General features: G+C 73.0%; 17 protein-coding genes. 6 read left to right on the forward strand and 11 right to left on the reverse strand.

The window, feature by feature from the left end; translation table 11 throughout:
• Positions 1 to 11 precede the first annotated feature (11 nt).
• Positions 12 to 500 (forward strand): redox-sensitive transcriptional activator SoxR, encoded by a 489-nt coding sequence (gene soxR / locus AB0I59_RS28655; protein ID WP_061257858.1) that lies wholly within the window; start codon positions 12 to 14, stop codon positions 498 to 500.
• 47 nt (positions 501 to 547) lie between these two features.
• Here soxR and AB0I59_RS28660 read toward each other — a convergent pair whose 3' ends face one another.
• Complete coding sequence (locus AB0I59_RS28660; protein WP_358137832.1) at positions 548 to 1027, reverse strand: Lrp/AsnC family transcriptional regulator; 480 nt, start codon at positions 1025 to 1027, stop codon at positions 548 to 550.
• Positions 1028 to 1223: 196 nt separating this feature from the next.
• Here AB0I59_RS28660 and AB0I59_RS28665 point away from each other — a divergent pair, with 196 nt between their 5' ends.
• Entirely contained in the window at positions 1224 to 2036 is an 813-nt protein-coding gene (locus tag AB0I59_RS28665) for a tryptophan 2,3-dioxygenase (protein WP_061257860.1), read from the forward strand.
• 12 nt (positions 2037 to 2048) lie between these two features.
• On the opposite strand, the gene AB0I59_RS28670 is transcribed toward AB0I59_RS28665, so the two are convergent.
• The 5 genes from AB0I59_RS28670 to AB0I59_RS28690 form a co-directional block, all read right to left on the reverse strand.
• Entirely contained in the window at positions 2049 to 10796 is an 8748-nt protein-coding gene (locus AB0I59_RS28670) for a non-ribosomal peptide synthetase/MFS transporter (protein WP_358137834.1), read from the reverse strand.
• Positions 10793 to 15682 (reverse strand): non-ribosomal peptide synthetase, encoded by a 4890-nt coding sequence (locus AB0I59_RS28675; RefSeq protein WP_358137836.1) that lies wholly within the window; start codon positions 15680 to 15682, stop codon positions 10793 to 10795. Before AB0I59_RS28675 ends, AB0I59_RS28670 begins: the two co-directional genes overlap by 4 nt.
• Before the next feature lie 169 nt (positions 15683 to 15851).
• Positions 15852 to 16865, reverse strand: coding sequence for an acyl-CoA dehydrogenase family protein (locus tag AB0I59_RS28680; RefSeq protein WP_358137839.1), 1014 nt, complete (start codon positions 16863 to 16865; stop codon positions 15852 to 15854).
• 59 nt (positions 16866 to 16924) lie between these two features.
• Positions 16925 to 18052: an acyl-CoA dehydrogenase family protein gene (locus tag AB0I59_RS28685; RefSeq protein WP_061257864.1), complete on the reverse strand. Its 1128-nt coding sequence runs from the start codon at positions 18050 to 18052 to the stop codon at positions 16925 to 16927.
• Positions 18042 to 18881 carry an enoyl-CoA hydratase gene (locus AB0I59_RS28690; RefSeq protein ID WP_358137842.1) on the reverse strand — a complete coding sequence of 280 codons (840 nt, stop codon included), beginning with the start codon at positions 18879 to 18881 and terminating at the stop codon, positions 18042 to 18044. Before AB0I59_RS28690 ends, AB0I59_RS28685 begins: the two co-directional genes overlap by 11 nt.
• Before the next feature lie 73 nt (positions 18882 to 18954).
• Here AB0I59_RS28690 and AB0I59_RS28695 point away from each other — a divergent pair, with 73 nt between their 5' ends.
• The 3 genes from AB0I59_RS28695 to AB0I59_RS28705 are packed head-to-tail and all read left to right on the forward strand — an operon-like array spanning position 18955 to position 21531.
• Positions 18955 to 19731 (forward strand): SDR family oxidoreductase, encoded by a 777-nt coding sequence (locus tag AB0I59_RS28695; RefSeq protein ID WP_061257866.1) that lies wholly within the window; start codon positions 18955 to 18957, stop codon positions 19729 to 19731.
• A gap of 16 nt (positions 19732 to 19747) precedes the next feature.
• On the forward strand, positions 19748 to 20374 hold the full coding sequence (locus AB0I59_RS28700; protein ID WP_358137844.1) for a TetR/AcrR family transcriptional regulator: 627 nt from the start codon (positions 19748 to 19750) through the stop codon (positions 20372 to 20374).
• Positions 20374 to 21531, forward strand: coding sequence for an acetyl-CoA C-acetyltransferase (locus AB0I59_RS28705; RefSeq protein ID WP_061257868.1), 1158 nt, complete (start codon positions 20374 to 20376; stop codon positions 21529 to 21531). The genes AB0I59_RS28700 and AB0I59_RS28705 overlap by 1 nt, the downstream gene beginning before the upstream one ends.
• Before the next feature lie 32 nt (positions 21532 to 21563).
• Here AB0I59_RS28705 and AB0I59_RS28710 read toward each other — a convergent pair whose 3' ends face one another.
• Complete coding sequence (locus AB0I59_RS28710; RefSeq protein ID WP_358137847.1) at positions 21564 to 22964, reverse strand: glycosyltransferase family protein; 1401 nt, start codon at positions 22962 to 22964, stop codon at positions 21564 to 21566.
• A 522-nt stretch (positions 22965 to 23486) separates the two neighbouring features.
• On the opposite strand from AB0I59_RS28710, the gene AB0I59_RS28715 reads away from it, so the two are divergent.
• Positions 23487 to 23855: a PadR family transcriptional regulator gene (locus AB0I59_RS28715; protein WP_061257870.1), complete on the forward strand. Its 369-nt coding sequence runs from the start codon at positions 23487 to 23489 to the stop codon at positions 23853 to 23855.
• Positions 23856 to 23881: 26 nt separating this feature from the next.
• Here AB0I59_RS28715 and AB0I59_RS42155 read toward each other — a convergent pair whose 3' ends face one another.
• Genes AB0I59_RS42155 through AB0I59_RS28730 form a run of 4 tightly spaced genes read right to left on the reverse strand, consistent with a single transcriptional unit; the run spans position 23882 to position 26598 of the window.
• The gene (locus tag AB0I59_RS42155; protein ID WP_374462750.1) at positions 23882 to 23989 is read right to left on the reverse strand and encodes a DUF6893 family small protein; all 108 of its coding nucleotides are present in this window, start codon (positions 23987 to 23989) and stop codon (positions 23882 to 23884) included.
• Positions 23986 to 24846, reverse strand: coding sequence for a hydrogenase maturation protease (locus tag AB0I59_RS28720; RefSeq protein ID WP_358137851.1), 861 nt, complete (start codon positions 24844 to 24846; stop codon positions 23986 to 23988). Before AB0I59_RS28720 ends, AB0I59_RS42155 begins: the two co-directional genes overlap by 4 nt.
• Positions 24847 to 24848: 2 nt before the next feature.
• Complete coding sequence (locus AB0I59_RS28725; RefSeq protein ID WP_358137854.1) at positions 24849 to 25943, reverse strand: hypothetical protein; 1095 nt, start codon at positions 25941 to 25943, stop codon at positions 24849 to 24851.
• Positions 25944 to 25950: 7 nt separating this feature from the next.
• The gene (locus AB0I59_RS28730; protein WP_061257872.1) at positions 25951 to 26598 is read right to left on the reverse strand and encodes a DUF6084 family protein; all 648 of its coding nucleotides are present in this window, start codon (positions 26596 to 26598) and stop codon (positions 25951 to 25953) included.
• Between the last annotated feature and the right edge of the window lies 1 nt (position 26599).

Raw genomic sequence — 26599 nt, forward strand, 5'->3', positions numbered from 1 at the left:
ATGATCGACACATGCCCAAACTCCCCCTGGAGATCAAGGAGCTCACCGTGGGGCAGCTCTCGGAGCGGTCCGGCGTCGCGGTGAGCGCCCTGCACTTCTACGAGGCCAAGGGCCTCATCACCAGCCACAGGACGGCAGGGAACCAGCGCCGCTACTCACGGGACACGCTGCGCCGGGTCGCGGTCATCCGCGTGGCGCAGCGGGTCGGCATCCCTCTGCGCGTCGTGGCCGAGGCGCTGGAGACGCTCCCCGAAGGCCGCACGCCGACCCCGGAGGACTGGGCGCGGCTGTCCACCGAATGGCGGGCCGAGCTCGACGCCCGCATCGACCAGCTTGTTCGCCTGCGTGACCGGTTGTCCGACTGCATCGGGTGCGGCTGCCTGTCCCTCGACAGATGCGCGCTGCGCAACCTGGACGACCGGCTGGGGGACGTCGGCCCCGGTCCGCGCCGCCTGCTCAGCCGCCGGATCGCCCAGGAGGACCACTACACCTCACCGTGAACGTTCACCCCTGAACATCCTCCGAAGCGTCCGCCGATGAGGCGGCTTCACCATGGTTCGGCGGCGTCCTGGCGATCCCGATGGTGCGGGGCGGGAGGGGCGGGGACCGGGCGCCAGGGCACCGGGCTGGACAGGACCATCGTGCTGGACGGCCTGCCATACTGCGCGAGCCGGTCGATCAGCGCCTCGAACTCGCCCATCGACGGCACCGCGACCAGGAGCAGGCAGCAGGTGTCGCCGGTGACCCGGTACACCTGGAGGATCTCCGGACGGGCCAGGGCCTGCTCGTCCCGGAGCACGCAGCGCGCGCCGTAGCAGGACATGCGGATCAGCGCGCGCACCGTCCGCCCGGCCGCCGCCAGGTCCACATGGGCGTGGTAGCCCGAGATCACCCCGGTCTCCTCCAGCCGCCGGACCCGCTCCGCCACGGCGGGGGCCGACATGTGCACCCGGCGGGACAGCTCGCTGTAGGAGAGCCGCGCGTCCGCCTGCAGCTCGGCCAGGATCGCCCAGTCCATCGCGTCCATGACCACACCCTCCGTGGATGAGCTCGCGGGGGCCGAGCTCGTTGAGATGAGCAGAGATGAGCAGAGATGAGCAGAGGTGAAAGGTGAACGGCCGATCTGGCTTCCGATCGTAAAGCATCTCGGCCATATCGCCTTTCACATGCTATTTCATGCTTTGCCGTAGTCGCAGATCATTGAAAGAGAACGAGGAGGGGACATGAGATCGCCCACGGTGGATTTCGCACACGGCACGCCCTACGACGAGTACGTCGGCACCGACGTCCTGCACACGCTGCTGCGGCCGCGGACCGACGTCCCCGAGGAGCCCGCCTTCCTGGTGACCACGCAGGTCATGGAGTTGTACTTCGGGCTGATCCGGGCCGAGCTGCGCCTCGCCGTACGGCGGCTGGACGAGGACGACGTCACCGCCGCGACCGTCGTCCTGCGCCGCGTCACGCGCTACCTGGAGGTGCTGAACGTCGCCTGGTCGGCGCTCGGCGCGCTCACCCCGCCCCAGTTCAACGCCTTCAGGGACAGCCTGGGCGAGGGGTCCGGATTCCAGTCGGCGATGTACCGCCACGTGGAGTTCCTGCTCGGCAACAAGTCGGAGCCGCTGACGAGGCCGCACCGGGGCAGCCCGGAGCACTACCGGGAACTCCTGGAGGCGCTGCGCGCGCCGAGCCTGTACGATGCCGTGCTGGCCCTGCTGTCCCGGCACGGCCACCCGATCCCCGCCGAGACGCTCGCCCGCGACCGTGCGGAGCCGTACACGCCGAGCCCGGTGGTGGAGGCCGCCTGGGTGCGCGTCTACACCGAGCACGGGCCCGGCGACGAGCTGTGGGAGCTGGCGGAGACGCTCACCGACATGTCCGAGCGGTTCTCCGAGTGGCGGTACCGGCACCTGATGTCGGTGCGGCGGACGATGGGCGCCAAGATCGGCACGGGCGGGTCCAGCGGTGCGGGCTGGCTGGAACGCTCGATGCGCCGGGAGGTCTTCCCCGAGCTGTGGTCCGCCCGCACCGCGATGTGACCCGCCCGCCGGTCACCCGGCCAGGGCGTGCCGGTCGGCCTCCTCCTGGAGCTCGTCGAGATCGGTGCTGATCACCGCCGTCGGCAGGGCGTCCGGCAGTTCGTCCTCGATGAGGCGCAACCGCCTGATCCGCAGCCCGGCGACGCCCCACAGCGAGAGGAGCACGCCGGACGCGCCCAGGAGCACCCCGATGGCCGGCCCCGTCGCGGCCCCCGTCAGCGACTCCGACCAGGTGGTGAGCGGCGCCGCGGTGAGGTACCCGACCGGGGTCATCACGGTGGCCAGCATCTGGTTCGTGGACAGCACGCGGCCCTGCAACTCGATCCTGACCTTGAGCTGGATGATCGACAGCCAGTGGGCGTTGATCACGCTGGTGGCACCCCAGCGCAGCGCCAGGCCGAAGGCGACGAGCGGGATCACCGCCAGCGCGCCGGTCAGCCCGACCAGCACCGTCGCCAGGCCCGCCACGGCCACGAACCCGACCATCCCGTCGGCCAGCCGCCGGGTGCCTCCCCAGACCATCATCACGACGCTGCCGAGCACCGCGCCGAGGCCGCCGACGGCCGTCACCACGCCCAGGTCCGTGGCGTCCCCGAGAGACAGCACCATCGGCGAGACCACGGCGAGCGTCAGCGCGGTGAAGTAGTTGACGACCATGAAGTACCCGGCCATCACCATCAGCGGGGGCCGCCGGACGAAGAACCGCCATCCACCGGCCACGGCCGCGCGGAACGACTCCTCCCTGCGCCGGAACATCCGGTCCGGGATCCGTACGGCGAGCAGGGAGAAGAACGCGACCGCGAACGTCACCACATCGGCGCCGACCACGACGGGCAGCCCGGCGAGCGCGACGAGCGCGCCTCCCGCCAGCGGGGCGACCAGGTTGCCCAGGCCGATACCCGCCTGCGCCAGCGCGTTGGCCTGCGGCAGGTAGGGCTTCGGCACCAGTTGGGCGATCGCGGCCAGGTACGCGGGCCGGTGGAACGCCGTGACGACCGAGGTGAGCGTCACGATGCCGCAGACCACGACGAAGTCGAGCCGGTCCAGCCACAGCAGGAGCGCCACGGCGGCCATGCCGAGCCCGTTGAGCGCGTCGCAGACCAGCATGATCCGCCGCCGGTCGTACCGGTCGGCGACCGCGCCGCCGACCGGCCCCATCAGCACGGAGGGCAGCAGCGCCAGCATCGTGACCAGGGCGAAGTCGAAGACCGCGCCGCTGCGCTGGAAGGTCCACACTCCGAGGCCGAACGAACTGAGCGAGCTGCCGACCATCGACACGAGCTGGCCGATCGCCACGGTAAAGAAGCCGCGCAGGTCGCGCGGGCTCGGCGCCGCCTGTACCGCGCGCCCGCCCTGTTCCCCACCCTGGGTTCCGCCCGGGTTCCCGTCTTGGTCCGCGGGCCGGTCCTCGTCCGGCTGCCCGCCCGGTCGTTCGTACGGCTCCGCCCAGCGGCGCAGCGCTTCGGCCAGGTGGCCGCCGAGCTGGTCGGCCTGGTGGCGCAGGAAGTAGTGCCCGGCGTGCGGGATCACCGCGAGCTCCACCCGGTCGGCGAAGGCCGTCCACTCCCGGTAGCGCTCCTCGTACAACTCGGTCGCGCGGTCGGCGCCGCCGATGACCACCAGCACCGGCGCGCGCAGCCGGCGGCGCGCCGGATCGGCGAGCCGGCGGGTGAACCACGCCTGCGCCTGGCGGGCGTCGTGCCTGAGCGCGTTGACGGCCGTCTCGACCGCGGCGCCCTCCAGGTCCTCGGGCAGGCCGCCCATCGCCCGTAGGACGTCACGGTAGGCGCGGTCGGACAACCAGCGGTCGGCGGGCAGATGCCGGTTGAACCACGCGGACACCTTTCCGGGGAGTCGCGCGGTCGGGAAGCTGCCGCCGAGGAACACGCCGGTGATCGGGACGCCCGTCTCCTCCAGCCGCAGGGCCAGGGCGGTGGCGAGCGCCGTGCCGACACAGTGTCCGTAGACCGAGATCGGCCCGGTCTCCCGCGCGGCGAGCTCGGCCACGCACCGCTCGACCACCTCCTCCAGCGGCCGCGGCTCCTCGTCGGGGCGGGCGGGATCGTGGCCGGGCAGTTCGAGCGCCAGCAGCTCCACTCCCTCCGGCAGCGCCTCGGCCAGCGGCCGGTAGACGGCCGCCGAGCCGCCGCCGTACGGCACGCAGACCACGGTCGCGGTCGCCTTCGCCCCCGCCTTCGGGCCGCCGAGCCGGTGCAGCAGCCCACCCTGGCCGCCGGAACGGCCGTCGAGGTGGGCGGCGAGCTCGCGCACGGTCGGATGGGTGAACAGGTCGATGACCCGCAACCCCTCGTCGATCTCGTGCACGGCCTTGACGGCGGTGAAGGAGTCGCCGCCGAGCGCGAAGAAGTCGTCGGTCGCGCCGACGGACTCCACGCCGAGCAGCCGCGCCCAGATCTCCGCGAGCCTCCGTTCCGTGTCCGTGGCGGCGGCCACCCGCTCGCCCGTGCTCACCGCGCCCAGCTCCGCGGTCAGCCGGGTGCGGTCCACCTTGCCGTTGGCGTTCAGCGGGAACGCGTCAAGCAACGTGATCACCGACGGCACCATGTAGTCGGGCAGCGCGTCCCGCAGCGCCGCGCGGACGTCGTCCACGGTCGGCACACCCGCGCCCGGCGCGGTGGGGACCAGCCAGGCGGCCAGGCGGCGCCCCGTACCCTCGCCGACCGGGAGGACCACGGCCTCCGCGACGCCGGGCAGCGACCGGCAGGTGGCGGCGACCTCGCCCGGCTCGACCCGGTATCCCCTGATCTTCACCTGGTCGTCGATCCGGCCGAGGAACTCCACGAATCCCTCGGAGGTCACCCGGGCCCGGTCGCCCGACCGGTACCAGCGGCCGTCGTCCCGCGTCACATAGCGCGGATCCTCCGGATGTCCCAGGTAGCCCCGCGCCACCTGCGGGCCGCCGATCCACAACTCGCCCGCCACGCCGTACGGCAGGGCACGCCCGGCGTGGTCGGCCACGAAGCACCGCGCCTCCGGCAGTGGCAGGCCCAGCGGGACGTTCGCCGTCGCGCGCGGCGCGTTCCCGGTGGAGCAGCCGAGCACGGCGACGGTCGTCTCCGTCGGACCGTAGTGAACCTGGACCTCCAGGTCGGGCCGTACCTCCGCGATGCGGTCCACCAGCGCCCACGGGACCGCCTCGCCCGCCAGGACCAGCACGCGGCGCGGCAGCACCGCCGCCAGGTCGCCGTGCGAGGCCAGCAGCTCCAGGTGGCTGGGCACGCACTTGAGGAAGTCGACCGCGTGCCCGGTCATGTGCGCGGCGAAGGCGGGCGGGTCGGTCGCCGTGTCCCGGTCCAGCAGATGCAGCGCCGCACCCGTGGTCAGCGCTCCGAAGACGTTGAGGATGCCCAGGTCTGCGGCGGCTGTGGACGCCAGCGCCCAGGATTCGAGCGGACCGGCCGGGCCCAGGCGGGACAGGATGCCGTCGAGGTACGCCGTGATGTTCCGGTGCTCGACCGCCACTCCCTTGGGCGTACCGGTCGAGCCGGAGGTGAAGATCACATAGGCGAGATCCTCCGGCCCGACCTCGCTCCCCACCTCGGTGTCGTCCGGTACGGCGCTGTCGGCGGCACCCGCGTCCGGAAGCCAGGGCGGGACGGTGGCGACGCCCTCCGGCACCCGGGCGGCGAGATCGGCGGCGCAGACCACGACGCGTGCCCCGGCGGTGGCGAGCATCGCCGCGATCCGGTCGGCGGGCGCGGCGTCGTCGATCGGGACGTAACCCGCGCCCGCCTTCAGCACGCCGAGCATGGCCACGGGCAGGTCCCGGGTGCGCTCCATCAGGACGGCGACCCGGTCTCCTCGCTCCACTCCCGCCTCGCGCAGGCGGTGGGCGAGCAGGGCCGCGCGCTCCTCCAGTTCCGCGTAGTCGAGCGTGCCGTCCGCCGCCACGACCGCCGTCGCCGACGGTGTGCGTACCGCGTGTGCGGAGATCCGCCCGTGCAGGGTCGGCCCGCCGACCGGCGTTCCGGGAGGCCCCGCCAGCAGCGTGTCCACGCCCGGGTCGAGGTCCAGGTCGCCGATCCGGCGGTCGGGGTCGGCGGTCAGCTGGTCCAGGACCGCCAGGAAGAAACCGGCGATCCGCCGCGCGGTCGCCTCGTCGAACAACTCGGGCCGGTAGGCCAGCCCGCCCCACAGCCCGGTGCGGGTGTCCTGGACGGTCCAGCTCAGGTCGAACTTCGCGGTGACCGGCTTCATCTCCACGGCGTGCGCGTCGAGTCCGGGGAAGCCGGTGACCGGCCCCGGCGCGTCGTACACGTTGAGCAGGACCTGGGGCAGCACCTGCCCGGCGCCGAGCGGCTCGCCCGCGTGCGCGAAGGCGTCCAGCGTCTCCGCGCGGGCCCGTTCGACCAGGTCCCTGCCGGTGAGGGCGTCCTCCACCGAGGTCCGGACGACCAGGGTCTGGAGGAAGCAGCCGATCAGCCGCTCGGTCTCGGGATGCCGTCGACCCGACTCCGGCACGCCTACGGCGATGTCGGAGCCGCCCGACACCCGCGCCAGCATGGCCTGCAACCCGGCGAGCAGGACCATGAACACCGTCGCGCCGCTCGCGGCGGCGAGCGCCCGCACCCGCGCGGCCAACTCGTCCGGCAGGTCGAGGTCGAGCAGTCCCACCCCGGTGCCGGGCGCGGCGGGCCGTACGCGGTCCACGGGAAGCGCGATCTCGACTGGCATCCCGTCCAGTTCGGCCGCCCACCAGCCGGGGTCCGCGGCTTCGGTGGCCAGCCGCTGCCATTCCGAGACGTCCGCGAACTGGCGGTCGAGGGCCGGGGGAGCGGGCCGGGCTCCCGTACGGGCCGCGTAGAGGTCGGCGAGGTCCCGGAGGAGGACGCCGCGCGACCAGGCATCGCTGGCGATGTGGTGAAGGACGAGCGCGAGCACGTGCTCGCGCGGGCCGGTGGCGAGGATCGAGGCCCGCAGCGGGTATTCCTCCTCCAGCCGGAACGGCCGCGTCGCCAGCTCCGCGAGCCGCCGCTCCACCCGGTCCTCGCCGGGGCCGCGATCCTCCGGGCCCGTGATCGGGTCCGTGATCAGGTCCGTGAACAGGTCCGTGATCAGGTCCACGGTGACCCGGGACGCGGGACCGGTCACCGCGTACGGCTCCGCGTCGCGTACCTCGACGGTCGAGCGCAGCACCTCGTGCCGCTCGGCCAGGTCCACGACGGCGAGCCGCAGCGCCTCCACGTCGAGGTCGCCGGCGAGGCGGATCACGACCGGCACGTTGTAGGCCGCGCTGTCCGGGTCCACCTCTCCGGCCAGCCACATCTGGCGCTGGACCGGGGACAGCGGGACCGGGCCGGTGCCCGCCCGCCGGGGGATCGCGACGGCCGCCGGAGCCGCCTCGCTCCGGGGCAACGCGTCCAGCCCGGCGGCCAGGTCGGCGAGCACCGGACGCTCGAAGAGCAGCCGCAGCGGGACCGTGGTCCCGAGCCCGGCGGTGAGCCGCCCGGCCACGCGCACGGCGGTGAAGGAGTCGCCGCCCAGCGCGAAGAAGTCCGCGTTCACGCCGATCGCGTCCGCGCTGATCGCGATCGGGCCGGTCCCGCGCACTCCGAGCAACTCGGCCCAGATGTCCGCGATCAGCCGTTCGGTGCCCGTCTCGGGCGCGGGTCCTCCGTCGCCCGGCCCGACACCACCCGCCCCGAAACCGCCGTACGGGTCGGCAGCGGCCAGGTCGAGCAGGTCGAGCAGCCGGGTCCGGTCCACCTTGCCGTTGGCGTTCAGCGGCAGCGCGTCCATGAGCGTGATCGTCGACGGCACCATGTAGTCCGGCAGCACGCGCCGCAGCGCCGCGCGTACGCCGTCAACGGTGACGGTGTCGGTGTCGGTGACGGCGGCGTCCGACCGGGGGACCAGCCACGCGGCCAGCCTCCGTGCCGTGCCTTCTCCCGTCGGGAGGACCACGGCCTCCGCCACGCCGGGCAGTGACCGGCAGGTGGCGGCGACCTCGCCCGGCTCGACCCGGTATCCCCTGATCTTCACCTGGTCGTCGACGCGGCCGAGGAACTCCACGAACCCGTCGCGGGTGATCCGCACCCGGTCGCCGGACCGGTAGTGACGGCCGTCGGCGCGGTCCGCGTAACGGGCGTCGCCGGAGGCGCCCAGATATCCCCGCGCGACCTGCGGGCCGCCGATCCACAACTCGCCCGCCACCCCGTACGGCAGGGCACGCCCGGCCGCGTCGGCGACGAAGCAGCGCACTCCCGGGAAGGGCGTGCCGAGCGGCACCACGGATCCCGTACGCGGGGTCGTCGCGGCCACGCATCCGAGTACCGAGATCGTCGTCTCCGTCGGACCGTAGTGGATCTGGACCTCCAGATCGGGCCGTACCTCCGCGATCCGGTCGACCAGGGTCCAGGGCGTGGCCTCGCCGGCGAGCACGAGCAGGCGGCGGGGAAGCACCGCGGCGAGATCGCCGTGCGCCGCCAGCAGTTCGAGCTGGCTGGGCACGCATTTCACCGCGTCCACGTCGTACCGGCGCAGCCAGTCCGCGTACGCCTCCGGATCGACCGCGGTCTCCCTGCCGAGCAGGTGCAGTGCCGCGCCCGTGGTCAGCGCGCCGAAGACGTTCAGGAGGCCGAGGTCGGCGGCGATCGTCGAGACGAGCGCGTACGAGCGGGGCGTCGTGCCGTCCCGTCCGATCTGGGAAAGCACCGCGTCGAGATAGGCGGCCACCTGGCGATGCTCGACCGCCACACCCTTGGGCGTACCGGTCGAGCCGGATGTGAAGATCACATAAGCGAGGTCGTCCGGCCGGGCCGCGCCGCCCGCGCCGTGGTCGCTGCTGTTGCTGCCGTCGCCGTCGCCGTCGCCGTCGCCGTCGCCGTCCCGGTCGCGGCTCGCGTCGTTCGCGACCGGGTCGTGCGCGGATCCGTGCGCGGCATCGCCGGGCGTGATCACGGTGACGCCGGCGGGCAGCCGGTCCGCGAGTTCGGGGGCGCAGACCGCGACGCGGACTCCGCCTGCGGACACGACGGCGGCGATCCGGTCGGTGGGCGCGGCGTCGTCGATCGGGACGTAGGCCGCCCCGGCCCTGAGCACGCCGAGCAGGGCCACGGGCAGGTCCCGGGTCCGTTCCATCAGGAGCGCCACCCGGTCCCCGCGCACGACGCCCGCCTCACGCAACCGGCCGGCGAGACCGCTCGCGCGCTCGTCCAGCTCCGCGTAGGTGAGCGTGCCGTCCGCCGCCACGACGGCCGTGGCCGAAGGGGTGCGGGCCGCCTGCGCGGTGACCCGCCCGTGCAGAGTCGGTTCGCCGAGCACGGGCGGATCAGGTTCGGAGAGGGCGGGATCGACGCCGGGTTCGAGCTCCAGCTCGCCCACGGGGCGCTCCGGATCCGCGACGAGCTGGGCGAGCAGGGCGCCGAACCAGCCCGCGAGGCGGGCCGCCGTGTCCGGCTCGTACAGGTCGGTGCGGTAGGTCAGGCTGCCGTGCAGGGCGGTGCCGTCGTCGAGGAAGGTCCACGCCTGGTCGAACTTCGCGGCGAAGGGCGGCACCTCGATCGTCTCGGCAGTCAGCCCGGGGAAGCCGGTGACCTCCGCGGGAGCGTCGTAGACGTTGAGCAGCACGTCGAACAGCGGCGCCGCCGTACCGGACCGGTGCGGGCGCACCCGCTCCACCACACGGTCGAACGGCACGTCGGCGTGGCCGAAGACGTCGAGAGCACGGGCGCGGGCCCGCCCGACCAGGTCCCTGCCGCTGAGGTCGCCGTCGACTCGGTCGCGGATGACCAGGGTCTCGACCAGGCAGCCGACCATGGACTCGGTGTCCTGATGCCGGCGGCCCGACTCCGGCACGCCCACCGTCACGTCAGAGGTGACGCCGGAGGCGCCGGACACGCGTGCCAGCGTCGCCTGGAGCGCCGCCAGGAGCACCATGAACACCGTCGCTCCGCTCTCCGCGGCCAGCGCGCGCAGCCGCGCGGCGGTCTCGGGGGCGACGGCGACGTCCGCCACCCCGGCGTGCCATCCCGGCGACGTCGTGGATCCTCCGGCTCCCGGGCTACCGGAGACCGCCGTACGGTCCGGTGGCAGGCCGGGCACCGGTTCCAGCCCGGCGAGGTAGTCCTCCCACCAATCGAGCGTCCGCTCCGTCCGCGGGGACTCGGCTCGGGCGTTCGACCACGCGGCCACGTCGGGGTAACCCAGCGACGGCGGGTCGAGCGCGGGCCCGGTCCCGGCGCGGAAGCGGTACAGCGCGGCGAGGTCGTCGACCAGCAGCGGCTGCGCCCACGCGTCGATCGCGATGTGGTGCATGAGCAGGACCAGCACGTGCTCGCGGGGACCGGTGGCGAGGATCGCCGCCCGCAGCGGACGCTCCTCCGCCAGCCGGAACGGCACACGCGCCAGCTCCGCGAGCCGCTCCTCCAGCGCCTCCGGGGCGACGTCCTCCACGGCGACGGCGAACCCGTCCGCGTCACCCGTGACCGCGTACGGCTCGCCGTCGCGGACCTCCACCGTCGAGCGCAGCACCTCGTGCCGCTCCACGACGTCCACCACGGCCCGGCGCAGCGCGTCCACGTCCAGCTCGCCGCGCAGCCGCAGCACGAGCGGCACGTTGTAGGCCGGGCTGTCCCGGTCCACCTCGGACGCGAGCCACATCCGCCGCTGCACGGGCGACAGCCGCCACGGCCCGCCGTCCGTACGGCGCGGGATGCCCGCCGACGCCGTCTGGCGTGCCCGCGCGATGCGCTGGTCGAGCAGGGCGCGCAGCCGGTCATCTCCGGAGACGACGGTCATGAGCGAGCCTCCTGTCCGGCCATCTCGGCGATGACCAGTCGTTCCACTTCGGCGGCGTAGTCGGCGAGTACGGGATGGTCGAACAGGAGGCGAACGGCCAGGTCGCAGGCGAGCGCCTCACGCAGCCGGACGGTCACCCGGGTGGCCAGCAGCGACGTGCCGCCGAGCGCGAAGAAGTCGTCGCGGGCCCCGACGAGGGGAGCACGCAGCACCTCCTGCCAGATCTCGGCGGTGAACTCCTGCATCGGGCCTTCCGGCGGCGTGTGTGGCGCGGCCGCCACCTCGACGTCCTCCAGGGCGCGGCGGTCGAGCTTGCCGCTGACGGTGCGGGGGAGCGTGGCGTGCGCGGCCCACCGGCGGGGCACCATGTAGCCGGGGAGCCGGTCCCTGGCGTAGTCCTCCAGTTCGGCGGCCCGTTCCTCGCCGCGCCAGACGACGTGCCCGACGAGGTGGGCGTCGGGGCCGGTCGTGGCGATGACCGCGAGATCGGCGACGGCGGGGTGGGCGCGCAGCACCGCGTCGATCTCGCCCGGCTCGACGCGGTAGCCGCGCACCTTCACCTGCTCGTCCCTGCGGCCGACGAAGTCGAGCACCAGTCCGCCCGCGCCGTCCGGGATCCAGCGCACGATGTCCCCGGACCGGTAGCGCCGCGCCGGGGCGGTCGCGGGCTCGGGGACGAACGCGGGCTCGGGGACGAACGCGGCGGCGGACAGCTCGGGACGCCCGCGATACCCGCGGGCGACGCCGGGACCGCCCAGCCACAGCTCGCCGGGCACCCCGGGAGGCAGCAGCCGGCCGAGCGGATCGACGACGTAGAGGCGCTCGCCGGGGAGCGGGTGCCCGATGGGCACGCTCTCCCCGACCGGCCCGGTCACCGGATGGACGGTGGAGGCCACGGTCACCTCGGCCGGGCCGTACGCGTTCCAGAGCTTCCCGGCCCGCGCCTGGAGCTCCCGCGCCAGCGTGGGATCGAACGGCTCGCCGCCGACCATGAGCCGCATCTCGGGACGGCCCCGCCAGCCCGCCTCCACCATGAGCCGCATCCGGCTCGGCGTGGTGAGAACGAGGGTCACCCCGGCCGAGTCGCACAGCTCGGCGAGGGCACGGCCGTCGAAGGCCGTCGCGGTGTCGGCCATGACCACGCGCCCTCCCGCCGTGAGCGTGGCCCACAAATCGAACGCGGAGACGTCGAACACCATCGGAGCCACCGCGAGCACGGCGTCGTCTCCGGTCAGCCCCGGATCGGCCTGGATGGAGACGACGAACGCGGCCAGCGCGCGATGGGGGATCTCGATGCCCTTCGGCCGTCCGGTCGAGCCCGACGTGAAGATCACGTAGGCGAGTCCCCCGGGGTCGGCCTCCGGGATCTCGCCGCGAGGCACCGCCATCAGCGCCTCCGCGTCGAGGACCGTCACGCCGCCGATCGGCGCGACCGCGGCGTGCGCCTCCTCGCCGAGGGCGAGCACCCGCCGTACGCCGCCGTCCTCGGCGATGGCCGCCAGCCGCATGGCCGGCAGGTCGGGGTCCATCGGCACGTACGCGCCGCCCGCCCGCAGCACGCCGAGCAGGACCGCGGGCAGGTGATGATCGCGGGGCAGGCTCACGCCGACCGGCTCCTCCGCGGTGACGCCCGCGGCGACGAGCCCGGTCGCGACCCTGGCGGAGATCTCCTCCAGCTCACCGTAGGTCAGCCGGGTTCCGGCTGCCTCGATCGCGATCCGGCGCCGATCCTGCGTGATGATCGCGTCCACGATGGTGGCGGGCGGGTCGATCTCCGCTCCGGTGCCCGCCGCGAGCAGGGCCGTACGCTCCTCCTCCGAGACGAGGCGCAGCGCGGAGACCGGCGTGCGCGGGTCGTCCAGGCCGCGTTCGAGCGCGTGGAGCAGCGCGTCGGCGACCCGTTCCGCGTCGGCCGCGCCGAAGCGCGAGGTGGCGTACTCGACCAGCAGCTCCGGCCCGTCGGCACCGGTGTTCACCAGGACCGTCAGCTCCGCCACCGCGCCGCCGCAGTCCAGTTCGCCGACCAGCTCGATCCGGACCGGCCCCGCCTCCAGTACGGCGGGCACGTCCTCGGGTTGCACCGACAGCACGATCGGCGCGGGGCCGGCCCCGGGAGGGCGGGGCACCGCGCCGGAGACCGCCGACCCGACCTGCTCCTGGTGGGCGAGCGCCCCGGTGATCGCCGCGCCCGCCGCACTCACCAGGTCCCCGAACGCCGGATCGTCGCCGAAGCGTACGGGGACGGGGAGCACGCCGAGCAGCGGCCCCACGACCCGGTCCAGGCCGGGCCGGTCGCGTTCGGCGGCGGCCAGGCCGATCATCGTCTCGGCACGCCCGGTCAGGCCGCCGATCACGGTGGCGAGCGCGGCCAGGTGGACCGCCGCGGGGGTGACGCCGTGGCGTGCGGCGACCCTCCTGATCCCCGTTTCGAGCGCGGGACCGATCGGCCGCCTGAGCCGGCGTCCCGTGTGCGTCGCCGCCCGCTCCGCGCCCAGGAGGTCGTACGGCACGGCGGCGTCGGCCAGCGCCTCCCGCCAGTGGGCCGTCTCGCGGGGAAGCGCCGCCTCCCGGCGCTCCTCCTCACGCACCGCCACGTCCCCGAGCTGGAGGGCCGGGTCGGGGACCGGCAACCCGGCCAGCCCGGCCGCGAGCTCGTCGATCAGGATCCGGGTCGACCAGCCGTCGAACACGAGGTGATCCGTGACGACGATTAGCTCGGCCGCGGCCGTACCCGTCCAGGCGAGAACCGCGCGCAGCAGCGGCACGTCCGAGGCCGGGTCGAACGGCGTCGCGGCCAGGTCGGCGAGGCGCAGGATCTCGGCCTCGCGGGCCTCCGGCGCCAGGTCGCGCAGATCGTGCTCGGCCACGCGTACGGGTGCGGGGGCGTGGACGCGGGCGACCGGCTCACCGTCGTGATGCTCGATGACGGAGCGCAGCGGTTCGTGGCGGCTCACGATGCCGTCGAGGGCGGATCGGAACGGCCCCGCGGTCGCGGCGCCGCGCACGCGGAGCCGTAGGGCGATCGTCGTGGCCCGCGTCCCAGGCTCGATCTGCCGCAGTGCCCAGAACTGGCGTTGCATGTCGGTGAGCGGATAGCGGTCGCGCCCGGCGTGCCGGACGAGGGGAGCGCGCCCGCCGGATCCGGCGCGTACGCGCCCGGCCAGCGCCGCCACCGTGGGGTCGGCGAGGAACTCGTGCAGCGGCACCTCGGTCCCGAGTTCCGCGCCCGCCCGCGCCACGACGCGGGCCGCCGCGAGGGAGTGCCCGCCGAGATCGGGGAAACGGTCGTCCACGCCCACCTGCGCGGCGTCGATTCCCAGCACGTCGGCGACGATCCCGGCGAGCCGCCGTTCGAGGTCGTCGCGGGGCGCCGTCGTCGCCTCGCGCGCGGTGGCCCGTACGGCGCCGAGGGCCTGGCGGTCGATCTTGCCGTTCGGGTTCAGCGGGAGCCTGTCGAGGAGGGCGAGGCGGTCCGGAACCATGTAGCCGGGCAGGCGCCCGCGCAGGTAGTCCAGCAGTTCCCGCTCGGCCGCGTCGCCGGTCTGGACGTCGGTCTGGTCGCCGGTCTGGACGTCGATCTGGACGTCGATCTGGACGTATCCCGCGAGCCGCCGGGTGCCGTCCGCGTCGGGCAACGCCAGCACGGCGGCGGCCGTCACGCGGGGATGGGCGGCGAGGGTCCGTTCGATCTCGCCGAGTTCCACCCGGTGGCCGCGGATCTTCACCTGGTCGTCGGCCCGCCCGGCGAAGTGGTAGACGCCGCCGTCGAACCTGACCAGGTCGCCGGTCCGGTAGATCCGCCCGGCACCGGGGCGTTCGATGAACCGGTCCTCGCCGGGGCGGCCCCCGGAGGGACGGCCGAGGTAGCCGCGCGCCACCACGGGGCCGCTCACCCACAGCTCGCCGACCTCGCCTTCGGCGACCTCGGCGCCGTCGGCGTCCCTGACGCTCACCACGGCGCCGGCGATGGGCGACCCGATCGGCGGGACGCCGGTCGCCCCGCGCGGGACCTCGTGGGCGAGGCACTGGATGGTGCACTCGGTCGGCCCGTAGAGGTTGAAGACCCGCTCGACCTGCGGGTTCCGGTAGATCGCGGCGATCAGCTCAGCCGACGCCGCCTCCGCCCCCGAGTGCACCAGGCGCGTACGCGGCGGCAACGGGCCCGTGCGCAGCAACGCGGCCAGCACGGAGGGCGGCCCGCCGAGAACCGTCACCTCGTCGCGCGCGGGCAGGCCCGGCAGGGCGAGCAGGTTGTCCGCCAGGATCACTGTGCCGCCCACCAGCAGCGGCGCGAAGATCTCCATCACGGAGGGGTCGAAGCAGATCGACGCGGCGGCCAGCGTGCCGGCCAGCGTTTCGGGCGTCCACGTCTCGGTGATCCAGGTGAGCTGGTTCATCACGCCGCGGTGCTCGACGGCCACGCCCTTGGGCCGGCCGGTCGATCCGGACGTGTAGATGACGTACGCCAGGTCGTCGGGCGACACCGCCGTGCCCGGATCCGTATCCGGGACCGCCGCGTCGCCGGCTCCGGCGAGGATCACGCGCGCTTCCAGCAGGTGGGCGAGTCCCGGAAGCGTGATCATCGACTTCAGGCCGCTGTCGGCGGCGACGAGCCGGAGCCGGTCCGGGGGATAGGCCGGGTCCAGCGGCACGTAGGCCGCTCCCGCCTTGAGAACACCGAGCAACGCGGGGATCAGATGTTCGCCTCGGTCGAGGAGCACCCCCACGGGTTCCTCTCGGGCGACGCCGTTCCTGAGGAGCGCGTGCGCGATCCGGTTCGCGCGCCGATCCATCTCCTTGTAGGAGATTCGCAGGTCACCGGCCACGTAGGCGATCGCGTCGGGTGTCCGCTCCGCCTGGGCCGTCACCGCTACATGAATGGTCACGGCCGTTGACACTAGACAGCAATGATCATTTATCCAATGATATGTCACATATCTGGTGCCAAAACGGTATAAAACTGCCTCACGCGCATTATTGCGGCCAGCGTGATATTCGCGAGGCCCCGCACCGATCCGGTACGGGGCCTCGACGGCGGCGCGCGCCCTCGCGGGCTCAGGTCAGAGCGGACACCACCCGGGCGCGGTGGGCGGCGGGGGAGCCCCACGCCGCGTGGAGGGCGCGGGCCTTCCTGATCCACAGGCTCGGGTCGTACTCGTCGGTGTAGCCGATCGCCCCGTGCACCTGCAGGGCGATCTTCGCCGCCGCGTACGCGGCCTCCGACGCCGCGACCTTCGCGGCGGACACGTCACGCGCGAAGTCGGGCGAGCCGTACGCGAGGGCCGCGCCGTGAACCAGCGGGCGGGCGTACTCCAGGCCCACGAGGGCGTCGGCCAGGTGGTGCTTGACCGCCTGGAACTCGCCGATCGGCCGGCCGAACTGCCGCCGCGCCGTGGCGTACTCCACCGAGACGTCCAGCAGCGCGCGGCCCACGCCGACGAGTTGCGCGGCGCAGGCGAGCGCGCCCATGTCGTACGCCGCCTCGCCCGCCGCGCGCACGGCGGGCCCGGACGCGAGCACGTCGCCCCCGGTGACGGAGGACAGCCGCCGGGCCGGATCGAGGGAGGCGCGCAGTTCGCCGGGCACGCCCGCGCGCAGCTCGTCGCCGTCCACCACCAGGACGACGTCGGCCGCGTCCGCGTCCAGCGCGTACGGCATGGCGGGGGGCAGCGCGAGCGACGCGACGGTCGCCCCCTCGGCGATCCCGGCCGACCAGGCGCCGAACTCCGCGTCCGATCCCGCGCCCGGCCCGCCGCCCGGTCCGTCCTGAAGGTGGCCGAGCAGCGCGGCGACGGCGACCGTCTCGGCGAACGGCCCGGGTACGGCATGCCGTCCCAGCTCGTGGAACGCGGTCACCAGCTCGACGGGGAGCGGTCCCGCGCCGCCCGCCGACTCGGGCACGGCGATCGCGAGGACCCCGGCGTCGGCGAGCGAGCGCCACAGGGCGCGGCCCGAGTCGTGCGCTCCGGCCGACCAGTCGCGGATCACGGCCGGCGTGCCCGCCTCGGCCAGGAGCTTGTGCAGGGTGTCGCCGAACAGCCGCTGCTCGGCGTCGAGGATGAACTTCACGGCTGCCTTCCGAACATCGTCGCAAACATCGTCGCAGTGTCACGGTCGCGTGCCATCGGTCACCGTCCCGCTCTGGGCAGGCCGAGCACACGCTCGGCGATGACGTTGCGCTGGATCTCGTTCGTCCCGGCGTAGATCGGGCCGGCGAGGGCGAAGACGTAGCCCTCCAGCCACTCGCCGTCGAGCTCGCCGTCCGGGCCGAGCAGGTCGAGCGCCGTCTCGTGCAGCGCCACGTCGAGCTCCGACCAGAAGATCTTGTTGATGCTGGACTCCGCGCCGACGTCCTCGGTCCGCGAGATGGTCTCGAACCCCTTCAGCCGGTACGCGCGCGACTTGATCCAGGCGTCGGCCACCCGGTCGCGCAGCGCCGTGTCGGCGGGGTCCGCGTGCTCCTTCCAGAGGTCGACCAGGCGGTCGGCGGCGGCGAGGAACCGGCCGGGGCTGCGCAGCGTGAGCCCGCGCTCGTTGCCGGTGGTGCTCATCGCGACCCGCCAGCCCTCGCCCGGCGTGCCGATCACGTCCCGGTCGGGCACGAAGACGTCGTCGAAGAAGAGCTCGGCGAACGCCGGCTTTCCGTCGATGCGGCCGATCGGGCGCCGGGTGACACCCTTCGCGTCCAGGGGGAACATCAGGTAGGTCAGGCCGCGGTGCCGCTCGGCCTCGGGACCTGCGCGGAACGGGCCGAAGCCCCAGTCGGCGAAGGCCGCGCGGGAGCTCCACGTCTTCTGGCCGTTCAGCAGCCAGCCGCCGTCGACCCGGGTCGCGGTGGCGCGCAGGGAGGCCAGGTCGCTGCCCGCTCCCGGCTCCGACCACGCCTGGGCCCAGATGACCTCGCCCGAGGCCATCGACGGCAGGACCCGGTCGAGTTGCTCGGGCGTGCCGTGGTTGAACAACGTCGGGGCGAGGAGGTTGATGCCGTTCTGGCTGACCCGTCCCGGGGCCCCGGCGGCGTAGTACTCCTCCTCGAAGATCAGCCACTCCAGCGGGCTCGCGTCCCGCCCGCCGTACCGCGCGGGCCAGGACACGACGGACAGCCGCGCCTCGTGGAGCTCGTGCTCCCAGGCGCGGTGCGCGGCGAAGCCCTCCTCGACCTCCAGGGAGGGCAGGGGAGTGGCGGGGACGTGCGCGCGCAGCCAGTCCCGGACCTCGGCCCGGAACGGTTCCACCGACGACAGGTCAAGATCCATCAGCGGCCGCCTTCATGCTCTTGGGGTCCATCCCGGCCAGGGAGTCGGCCGAGGTCTCCGCGTTGTGCGCGTGCGCGAGGTGGTGGAGGCCGAACACCGAGTCCATCCCGGCGTGCATGCCCTGGAGGTCCTCGGCCTGGTTCACGGCCTTCTTCGTCAGCGCGAGCCCGAGGCGCGGCATGGCGGCGATCTTGTCCGCCAGCGCGAAGGTCTCGGTCTCCAGCTCGTCGCGGGCGACGACCCGGTTGACCATGCCCACCTCGTACGCGCGCCGGGCGGGCATCCGGTCGCCGGTGTAGAGGAACTCCTTGGCGATCCGCGGCGGCATCATCCACGGGTGGGCGAAGTACTCCACGCCCGGAATGCCCATGCGCACCACCGGGTCGGCGAAGAACGCGTCGTCGGAGGCGACGATCAGGTCGCACACCCAGGCGAGCATGAGCCCGCCCGCGATGCAGGCGCCCTGCACCATCGCGATCGTCGGCTTGGGGATCTCGCGCCAGCGGCGGCACATGCCGAGGTACACCTCGGACTCGCGGGCGAAGCGGCTCTCGGCGCCCTCCTTGCCCACGTGGTCCCACCACAGGACCGCCTTGCGCTCGAACGAGACGTGCGCGTCCCGTTCCGGCGTGCCGATGTCGTGCCCGGCGGAGAAGTGCCTGCCCTCGCCGGCCAGCACGATCACCTTGACCTCGTCGTCGGCGACGGCCCGGTAGAAGGCCTCGTCCAGGGCATAGGTCATCGCTGAGTTCTGCGCGTTGCGGTACTCCGGGCGGTTCATGGTGACCACCGCCACCGGCCCGCGCCGCTCGTAGCGCACTACGGTCATCGGGGACCCCTCATTCTTTCTAACAATTGTTTGGTAGAGTAAACCATGTGAAGCTCAGTGAGGAGGGCCGGGGATGAAGCCGTCCTATGTTCCGGGTCACGGTCTGCTGCGTGACCGCGTGGCGGTGGTGACCGCCGCGGCCGGCACCGGCATCGGCGGTGCCTGCGCCCGCCGCATGCTGGAGGAGGGCGCCCGCGTGGTCATCAGCGACGCCCACGAGCGGCGGCTGTCGGAAAGCCTCGCCGCCCTGGAGAAGGAGTTCGATCCCGCCTCGGTGACCGCGGTGCCCTGCGACGTGACCTCGGAGGAGCAGGTGCAGCACCTGTTCTCGGTCGCGGAGGAGCGCTTCGGCCCGGTCGACGTGGTGATCAACAACGCCGGTCTCGGCGGTACGGCGAAGCTCGTCGAGATGACCGACGAGCAGTGGAGCCGGGTGCTCGACGTGACGCTGAACGGCACCATGCGGTGCACCCGCGCCGCGCTGACCCGCATGCAGCCGCGCGGCCGCGGCGTGATCGTGAACAACGCCTCGGTGATCGGCTGGCGGGCGCAGGAGGGCCAGGCGCACTACGCGGCGGCCAAGGCCGGGGTCATGGCGCTGACGCGGTGCGCGGCGATCGAGGCCGCGCCGTACGGCGTGCGGATCAACGCCGTGGCGCCCTCGCTGGCCATGCACCCCTTCCTGGCCAAGGTGACCACGGAGGAGCTGCTGGACGAGCTCACCAGGAAGGAGGCGCTCGGCCGGTACGCCGAGCCGTGGGAGGTCGCCAACGTGATGGTCTTCCTCGCCAGCGACTACTCCTCGTACATGACCGGAGAGGTCGTCTCCGTGTCCAGCCAGCACCCCTGAAAGGGTCACTCGTTCCATGAGTCCACGTCGCCGAGACTCCGCGAGCACCGCGGCCGCGCGGGCCGAGCGGCGGGCCGAGCTGCTCGCGGCGGCGGCCGAGGTCTTCGCCTTGCGGGGATACGCCGTCACCACGGTCCGTGAGGTGGCCGACGCGGCGGGTATTCTCGGCGGCAGCCTCTACTACCACTTCGACTCCAAGGAGTCGATGGCCGACGAGATCCTCTCGGCCTTCCTCACCGACATGTGGGCGGCCTACGAGGAGGTGCTCGACGCGGGTCTCGGCGCGCGCGAGACCTTCCGGGCGCTGATCGGCGCGTCGTTCCAGACGATCGACCACCATCGCCCCGCAGTCGTGATTTATCAGAACGAATCAAAACATCTGACGACAAATCCGCGTTTCTCGTACCTGCTGGACAGCCAGCAGCGGTTCAGGGAGGTGTGGTTGTCGGTGCTGGACCGGGGCGTCCTGGACGGCGAGCTCCGCGCCGACCTCGACACCGGCCTCATCTACCGGTTCATCCGCGACACCGTCTGGGTGGCCGCGAGCTGGTACCGGAACGACGGCCCCCTGTCCGCGGACGAGATCGCCAGGCAGTACCTCGCGATGGTCCTGGAAGGGATCCTTCAACCTAAGGAGTTCTGATGGCGGAGGCATACATCGTCGAAGCGGTGCGCACCCCCGTGGGCAAGCGGAACGGCGGCCTGTCCGGCGTGCACCCGGCCGACCTGGGCGCGCACGCGCTGAACGCGCTGATGGCCCGCTCCGGCGTGGACCCGTCGGCAGTGGAGGACGTGGTCTTCGGCTGCCTCGACACGGTCGGACCGCAGGCCGGCGACATCGCGCGCACCTGCTGGCTGGCCGCCGGGCTGCCCGAGGAGGTCCCCGGCGTCACCGTCGACCGGCAGTGCGGCTCGTCCCAGCAGGCGCTGCACTTCGCCGCGCAGGCCGTCATGTCCGGCACCTCCGACCTCGTGGTCGCGGGCGGCGTGCAGAACATGTCGCAGATCCCGATCGCCTTCGCCTCGCGCGGCGCCGCCGACTCGCTCGGCCTCACCGAGGGCCCGTACGTCGGCTCGCGCGGCTGGCAGGCCAGGTACGGCAAGCAGGACGTGTCGCAGTTCCGCGGCGCCGAGATGATCGCCAGGGACTGGGACATCTCGCGGGAGGACATGGAGGCGTTCGCCTTCCAGTCGCACCAGCGCGCGATCAGGGCCATCGACGAGGGACGTTTCGCCAGGGAGATCGAGCCCATCGAGGGCGTCGAGCACGACGAGGGCCCGCGCCGCGACACCACGCTCGAGAAGATGGCGGGGCTGAAGACCCTGGAGGACGGCGGCCGGCTGACCGCCGCGGTGGCCTCGCAGATCTCCGACGGCGCCGCCGCCCTCCTCATCGCCTCCGAGGAGGCCGTGCGGACGCACGGCCTGCGCCCCCGCGCCCGCATCCACCACCTGTCCGCGCGCGGTGAGGACCCCATCCGCATGCTGTCCGCGCCGATCCCCGCCACGGCGTACGCGCTGAAGAAGACCGGCATGCAGATCGGCGACATGGACCTGGTCGAGATCAACGAGGCGTTCGCCTCGGTCGTGCTGGCCTGGCTGAAGGAGACCGGCGCCGACCCCGAGCGCGTCAACCCCAACGGCGGCGCGATCGCCCTCGGCCACCCCCTCGGCGCCACCGGGGCCCGGCTCATGATCACGCTGCTGCACGAGCTGGAGCGCACCGGCGGCCGCTACGGCATGCAGACCATGTGCGAGGGCGGCGGCCAGGCGAACGTCACCATCATCGAGCGCCTCTGATCCGACCGTCTCGGACCGGCCGCCGTTCCCCGCTATCGGGCCGACGGCGGCCGGTAGAGGTACCACCGCTGGTCGCCCGTCGTGATGAGCGGCACGCGGTGCCAGGACGCGAGGAACCCGGCCGGCGTGTCCCTCCTGTTGCTGATGACGCCGACCCACTCCTTGCGGACGAGCGCCGCGTCGATCTGCCGGGGAAGCTCGTACCCGCCGTAGTTCGTGGTGATCCCCCTCATGCCGCAGCCGGTCAGGTACCCCACCTGGATGGCCGCGTGGCCGTACAGGAAGCAGGGCGTCGTGATGCCGAGACCCCGCAGGGCTTCGGCGGCGAGGCGGTCGGGCTCCCGCGCGGCGCCCTCGATCTCGGCCCGCTGGAGCAGCGTGCCGCCCTGGAGCGCGAAGAACGCGATCATCGCGACCGCGACCAGCACGCGGCCGATCCGCACCCGGGCGACCGAGGCCAGACCGCAGGCCACGGGCAGCGACAGCAGCGCGTAGACCGGCAGGAGGAAGCGCGGCGCGGCGTACCCGATCGTGAAGATGTACGACAGGGCGAGCGCGGTACCCGAGGCGGTGGCGATGAGCAGAGGCCGCCGCCGCGCGGGCTTGCGTATGGCCCACAGGCCGACCGCCGTGAGGACCGGGATCGCGGCGAACCAGGCGACGTGCGCCAGCGGGAAGTCACCGCAGGGGTGACCGAACCTGCACAGGACGGGACCGTCCAGAGCGCGGAGATGCTCGCCCAGGCTGAAGTGGAGCCCGGCCTCGTTCTTCGCGCCGGCGGCGGCGAGCCGCGCGAACGGGCCGTGGTAGTTCAGCGCCGCCTCGACGAGCCACTCGCCCCAGCCGACCGCGAGCCCCGCGACGACGGCGACGGCCGCGCGGAAGCGCCTGGTCACCAGCCCGTACGCCACGAGGGGGAGCGCCAGCCACGACGCGTCCGTCGGGCGGACCAGCGACGCGAGTGCGAAGGCGAGCGCGACGCCCACGAGGGCCCCCTTGCGCTTGGCCATGCAGAAGAGGCCGGCACCGCCGACCGCGCAGAAGGCGACCCAGATGTTCGGCATCGCCTCGCCGCCGTAGAACAGCGCCGTCCACAGCCCGGCGAACAGGGCCGCGGCGGCGGGTACGGCGGCGCCCGGGCGCAGCCGCACCCAGGGGAGGTAGGCGAGGAACAGCCCGAGACCCGACAGCAGGCTGAGATAGACGCGGATGACGGTGACCGAGGAGGTGAACATCGTCACCGGCGCGACCAGCAGGGGGACGCCCCGGGCGCGCGGCGCGCTGAACCAGGCCGGGGGAATGCCCGGGGTGACCTGGCTGACGTAGATGCTCTCGTCCCAGCCCAGCCCCACCCTGACCGTCACCAGGAGCTGGATCGTCGAGTAGCAGACGGCCACCGCGGCGAGCGTCAGGTGCCAACGGCGTGAGGCCATCCACGCCCTGGCGCCCTTCCGGGAGGGCCGGCCCGGCGCTCGCGAGGAGGCGCCACCCCGTGTGGCGGTCTCCATAAGCTGATTCATCGTATTTCTCCCCGTCACAACCGGCGCAGGTGTCTCACCTGGCTCGGCGGAATCATCTGCGCCAGATTAGTTAGCGCTTATTCAGCGATCGGCGAGCATCGGGTAAAGGCAGGTTTAACTCCGCTCCTGCCGGTTACGAACGGGATTTTCCGGTCGCAGGAACGCGCACCCACCAGATGTTCACCGCCGGACCGCCGCGTTCCGCGAAAACCCCTGGTCCCGGTCGCTGTGAATCGCTTCGCTCGGGAAAGCGGGCGACCCCGGCGGTTTGCGTAATGACGGGGATGCCTTGGAAAAGGCTATAAATCCGGATATATAGCTCGGTGTGCGGGGCCATCGCCTTCCGGGTATCCACACGCCGATCCCGGAAATCGAGTCCGCTCGAATTCCCGGACCGGCCATCCCTTGCCGAGCAGCCAGGAACGGTGATCCGGAGTGAGCGGTTTCGAGCCGAGGAACCTTCTGAGCCCCTGCCTGCTGCTGCTCCTCGGCGAGCGTCCGGACCACGGCTACGAACTCGTCCAGCGGCTGCGTCCCCTCGGCATCACCGACGGAGACACGAGCACCGTCTACCGGACCCTGCGCTCGCTGGAACATCACGGATGCCTGTGCTCCGACTGGGTGCCCTCCGGCGCGGGCCCGGCGCGACGCATCTACCGGCTCACCGCCAAGGGGCGGGCGGAGCTGCTGAGCTGGCTGGGCACGCTGGAGGAGACGCGCAGGAGGCTCGACTACTACATGCGCAGGCTGGCTCCGCTCTTCGACAACCGCCACCCGCACGAGGCCGGCGAGGTGGAACGGTGACAGCGGAGGGATGACACCCGGCTCCGCTACATCCGCTTCATCTTGATGTAGCGGCGGATGTCCGGCCACTGCATGACGACCAGCGTGACCATGACGCAGGTCAGGACCACCGCGGTCACCTTGAGCTTCCTCATCGCCGCACGCTCCGTTCCCCCGGGTACTCTCCCGGGTGCTCGTCAGGACCCGGCCCGCCGCCCTCCGCGATCAGGTCCGCGACCACCGACACGACCATGCGCGCGGCCTCGCCGGCCGCCGCGCGTACCGGGGGGCTGAGCTCGACCACAACGTCCTCGTCGGGCGTGCCCCGCAGTACGGACGTCGGCTCGCAGCACAGGACGAGCACGCGCGGAGGGACCCGGCCGAGTTCGCGGGCGAGGCGCAGGACCTGCACCGGGTCCATGCCGTGGGTCTCCACCGGGACGCCCCCCTCGTCCGAGAGCCGCGGCTCCAGCAGCGTCAGCGTCCCGGGAGCCTCACCGCGCGGCGCGGCGTCCACGAAGAGCACGGCGGCGTAGTCCCGTTGCAGCGCGTAGGCCAGGTCCATGCCGCGGATCCCGAAGTCCACGACGTCCACGCCCGCCGGCACCTCGACCTGGTCCAGGCGGCGGACGACCTCGACTCCGAAGCCGTCGTCGCCGAGGAAGATGTTGCCGATCCCGGCGACGAGGACGCGCACCGGCCGCTCCGCGCCGGGATCGGCGGCCAGCGGCTCGACCTCCTCCGGCGCGTAGAAGAACCGGTGACCGGGCAGCCGCGCCTCTCCGAGGTCGCGGCCGGGGTCGTCCTCCAGGGTGACCGCGAGGTGCGGCGTGCCGTCCTCGTCCTGCTCGACCGCCTCGACGACGGCGACCCGCCCGTCGAGCGCGAGGTCGAAGATGTCCGCGCGGGACGAGCGCGGCCGCAGCCGCACCCGGCTGCCGGGGCCGACGGACACGCCGTCCACGACCACCGCGTCCGGTCCCCGCCCCTCCATGCGCGTCCAGAAGTCCATGTTCACGTTCCCGGCCCCTCCCCGGTCATCGGCCGCATGTCCGGCCGCATGTCCGGCCGTACGTCGCGCAGGGTGCCGTGCAGCCGCATGAGCTGATCCGGCGTGAGCGAGGCGCAGCGGTCGAGGATCTCCCGCGCCCGGGGATCGCCGTCGCGGATCTCCCTGCGCTCCTCGTCGGTCAGCGACAGGACGCTCAGGGTCAGCAGCTGGTCGATCTCCGTGGAGTCGAAGAGATCGCCGGGGCTCTCCGGCGCGATCTCCGGGTGGTCGTACAGGATGATCGGCGCCGACAACATCGTGTCCCGCGTTCCCTCCGGTCCCACGAGGACGGGCCAGACGCCGATGTTCCTGCATCCCTCCGCGACCGTCCGGAGCTCGGCCGGAGGATCCATGAGCGACACGAACCCGCCGTCGCCGTGGGCGCGCAGCACCGTGTGGCAGGACAGGAGCGTCCGTCTCATCGCCTCCTCGCGGTCGTCACCCTCCCAGCCGCTGGTGTTGACCACCAGGACGGTGAGCCGGAACACCCCGGGCGCCGACCGCTCCGCGCGGATCTCCACCTCGCCGCGCACCTTCCTCCAGGTGCGGACGATCGCCCCGACCCGGCGTCCGGACGGATCCGACAGCCACTCGACCTCGCGGCCCGCGGGAACGTCGATCGGCACACGATGGGGATGCTCCACGAGGGCCCCGAGGCGGAGGTCGCACACCGGCACCTCGCGCTCGGTCGCCTCCTCGCGCGGGAGATGCCGCCGGTCGCCGGCCATCAGCTCCGGCACCGGTTCCAGCCGGGTCCCGTTCCCGTCCTCGCGCGGCCGGGCCGGGTCGTACGCGACCGCGTGCAGGAAGCGCACCTCGACGTCGACGGTGTCCTCGGGCGCCGCCTCGACCAGGCACTGCGTCTGGGCGTACCACGCGTCGCCCCCGGCCGTGCCGTACGCGCGCGGGTGGATCCCGCCGAGCGTCCAGCGGTGCCGGTTCTTCAGCGCCGACTGCCGGTAGGGCCACAGCAGGTAGCCCTCGTACAGCACCGCCTGGGCGATCCGCCGTACCGGGTCCTCCACCTGCTGCTTCGCCTGCTGCTTCACCGGGTCCACGGCTCGGTCACCGCCCCTCGAGCAGGGCCGACATCACGTCGTCCCAGCCGGTGAGCGTGTTGCCCACCCGGTAGGCGTACAGCCGGTCGAAGACCGCGCGGTCCAGGCGCAGCCAGGCGCTGCCGGGAAAGTAGTGGTCCATCAGGTCCTTCCAGACGCTCACCGGCATGGCGAACTCGGCCTCGGTGTCCCAGGGGATCCGCGCCGCCTGCAGCCGTCCCTCATCGAGATAGAAGATCGTGCCGCTGAAGTGGAACTCCAACGGGACCTGCCCGTCCGGCAGGGCGTGGAAGTACTTGGCCGCCACCACCTCGAAGTCGTACGTGCAGGTCACCGGGATCTCGGTCACGCAGGTCCCGCCGTCGAACGCCGGGATCTGGGTCGCCGTCTGCGTCCACAGCAGGCTCCGCAGCGCGCGGCCCCAGCCCTCCTGTACGCCGAACAGCTCGGCGAGGCGTTCCCCCGCGACGGCGTCGTAGGAGCGGCGTGCCGCCGCGATGCGGATCTGCGTGTGCAGGGCGACGGAGCGGATCTCGGCGGGGCCCGCGCTGTCAAGCCGCGTCCGGAACAGCAGCGTCGGGAGGGCGGCGAACTCCGCCGCCTCCACGCCCTCGACCAGGATCCGCACCGTGGGCGGGCAGGCCGTCGTCGTCATC

The sequence above is a fragment of the Microtetraspora glauca genome (assembly GCF_040656155.1).
GTDB classification, from domain to species: domain Bacteria; phylum Actinomycetota; class Actinomycetes; order Streptosporangiales; family Streptosporangiaceae; genus Microtetraspora; species Microtetraspora glauca.

Bases quoted from the DNA above. Each gene is read 5' to 3' on its own strand.
- soxR (WP_061257858.1), top strand. From the start codon at position 12: ATGCCCAAACTCCCCCTGGAGATCAAGGAGCTCACCGTGGGGCAGCTC.
- AB0I59_RS28660 (WP_358137832.1), bottom strand. From the start codon at position 1,027: ATGGACGCGATGGACTGGGCGATCCTGGCCGAGCTGCAGGCGGACGCG.
- AB0I59_RS28665 (WP_061257860.1), top strand. From the start codon at position 1,224: ATGAGATCGCCCACGGTGGATTTCGCACACGGCACGCCCTACGACGAG.
- AB0I59_RS28670 (WP_358137834.1), bottom strand. From the start codon at position 10,796: ATGACCGTCGTCTCCGGAGATGACCGGCTGCGCGCCCTGCTCGACCAG.
- AB0I59_RS28685 (WP_061257864.1), bottom strand. From the start codon at position 18,052: ATGGATCTTGACCTGTCGTCGGTGGAACCGTTCCGGGCCGAGGTCCGG.
- AB0I59_RS28690 (WP_358137842.1), bottom strand. From the start codon at position 18,881: ATGACCGTAGTGCGCTACGAGCGGCGCGGGCCGGTGGCGGTGGTCACC.
- AB0I59_RS28695 (WP_061257866.1), top strand. From the start codon at position 18,955: ATGAAGCCGTCCTATGTTCCGGGTCACGGTCTGCTGCGTGACCGCGTG.
- AB0I59_RS28700 (WP_358137844.1), top strand. From the start codon at position 19,748: ATGAGTCCACGTCGCCGAGACTCCGCGAGCACCGCGGCCGCGCGGGCC.
- AB0I59_RS28705 (WP_061257868.1), top strand. From the start codon at position 20,374: ATGGCGGAGGCATACATCGTCGAAGCGGTGCGCACCCCCGTGGGCAAG.
- AB0I59_RS28710 (WP_358137847.1), bottom strand. From the start codon at position 22,964: ATGGCCTCACGCCGTTGGCACCTGACGCTCGCCGCGGTGGCCGTCTGC.
- AB0I59_RS42155 (WP_374462750.1), bottom strand. From the start codon at position 23,989: ATGAGGAAGCTCAAGGTGACCGCGGTGGTCCTGACCTGCGTCATGGTC.
- AB0I59_RS28720 (WP_358137851.1), bottom strand. From the start codon at position 24,846: ATGGACTTCTGGACGCGCATGGAGGGGCGGGGACCGGACGCGGTGGTC.
- AB0I59_RS28730 (WP_061257872.1), bottom strand. From the start codon at position 26,598: ATGACGACGACGGCCTGCCCGCCCACGGTGCGGATCCTGGTCGAGGGC.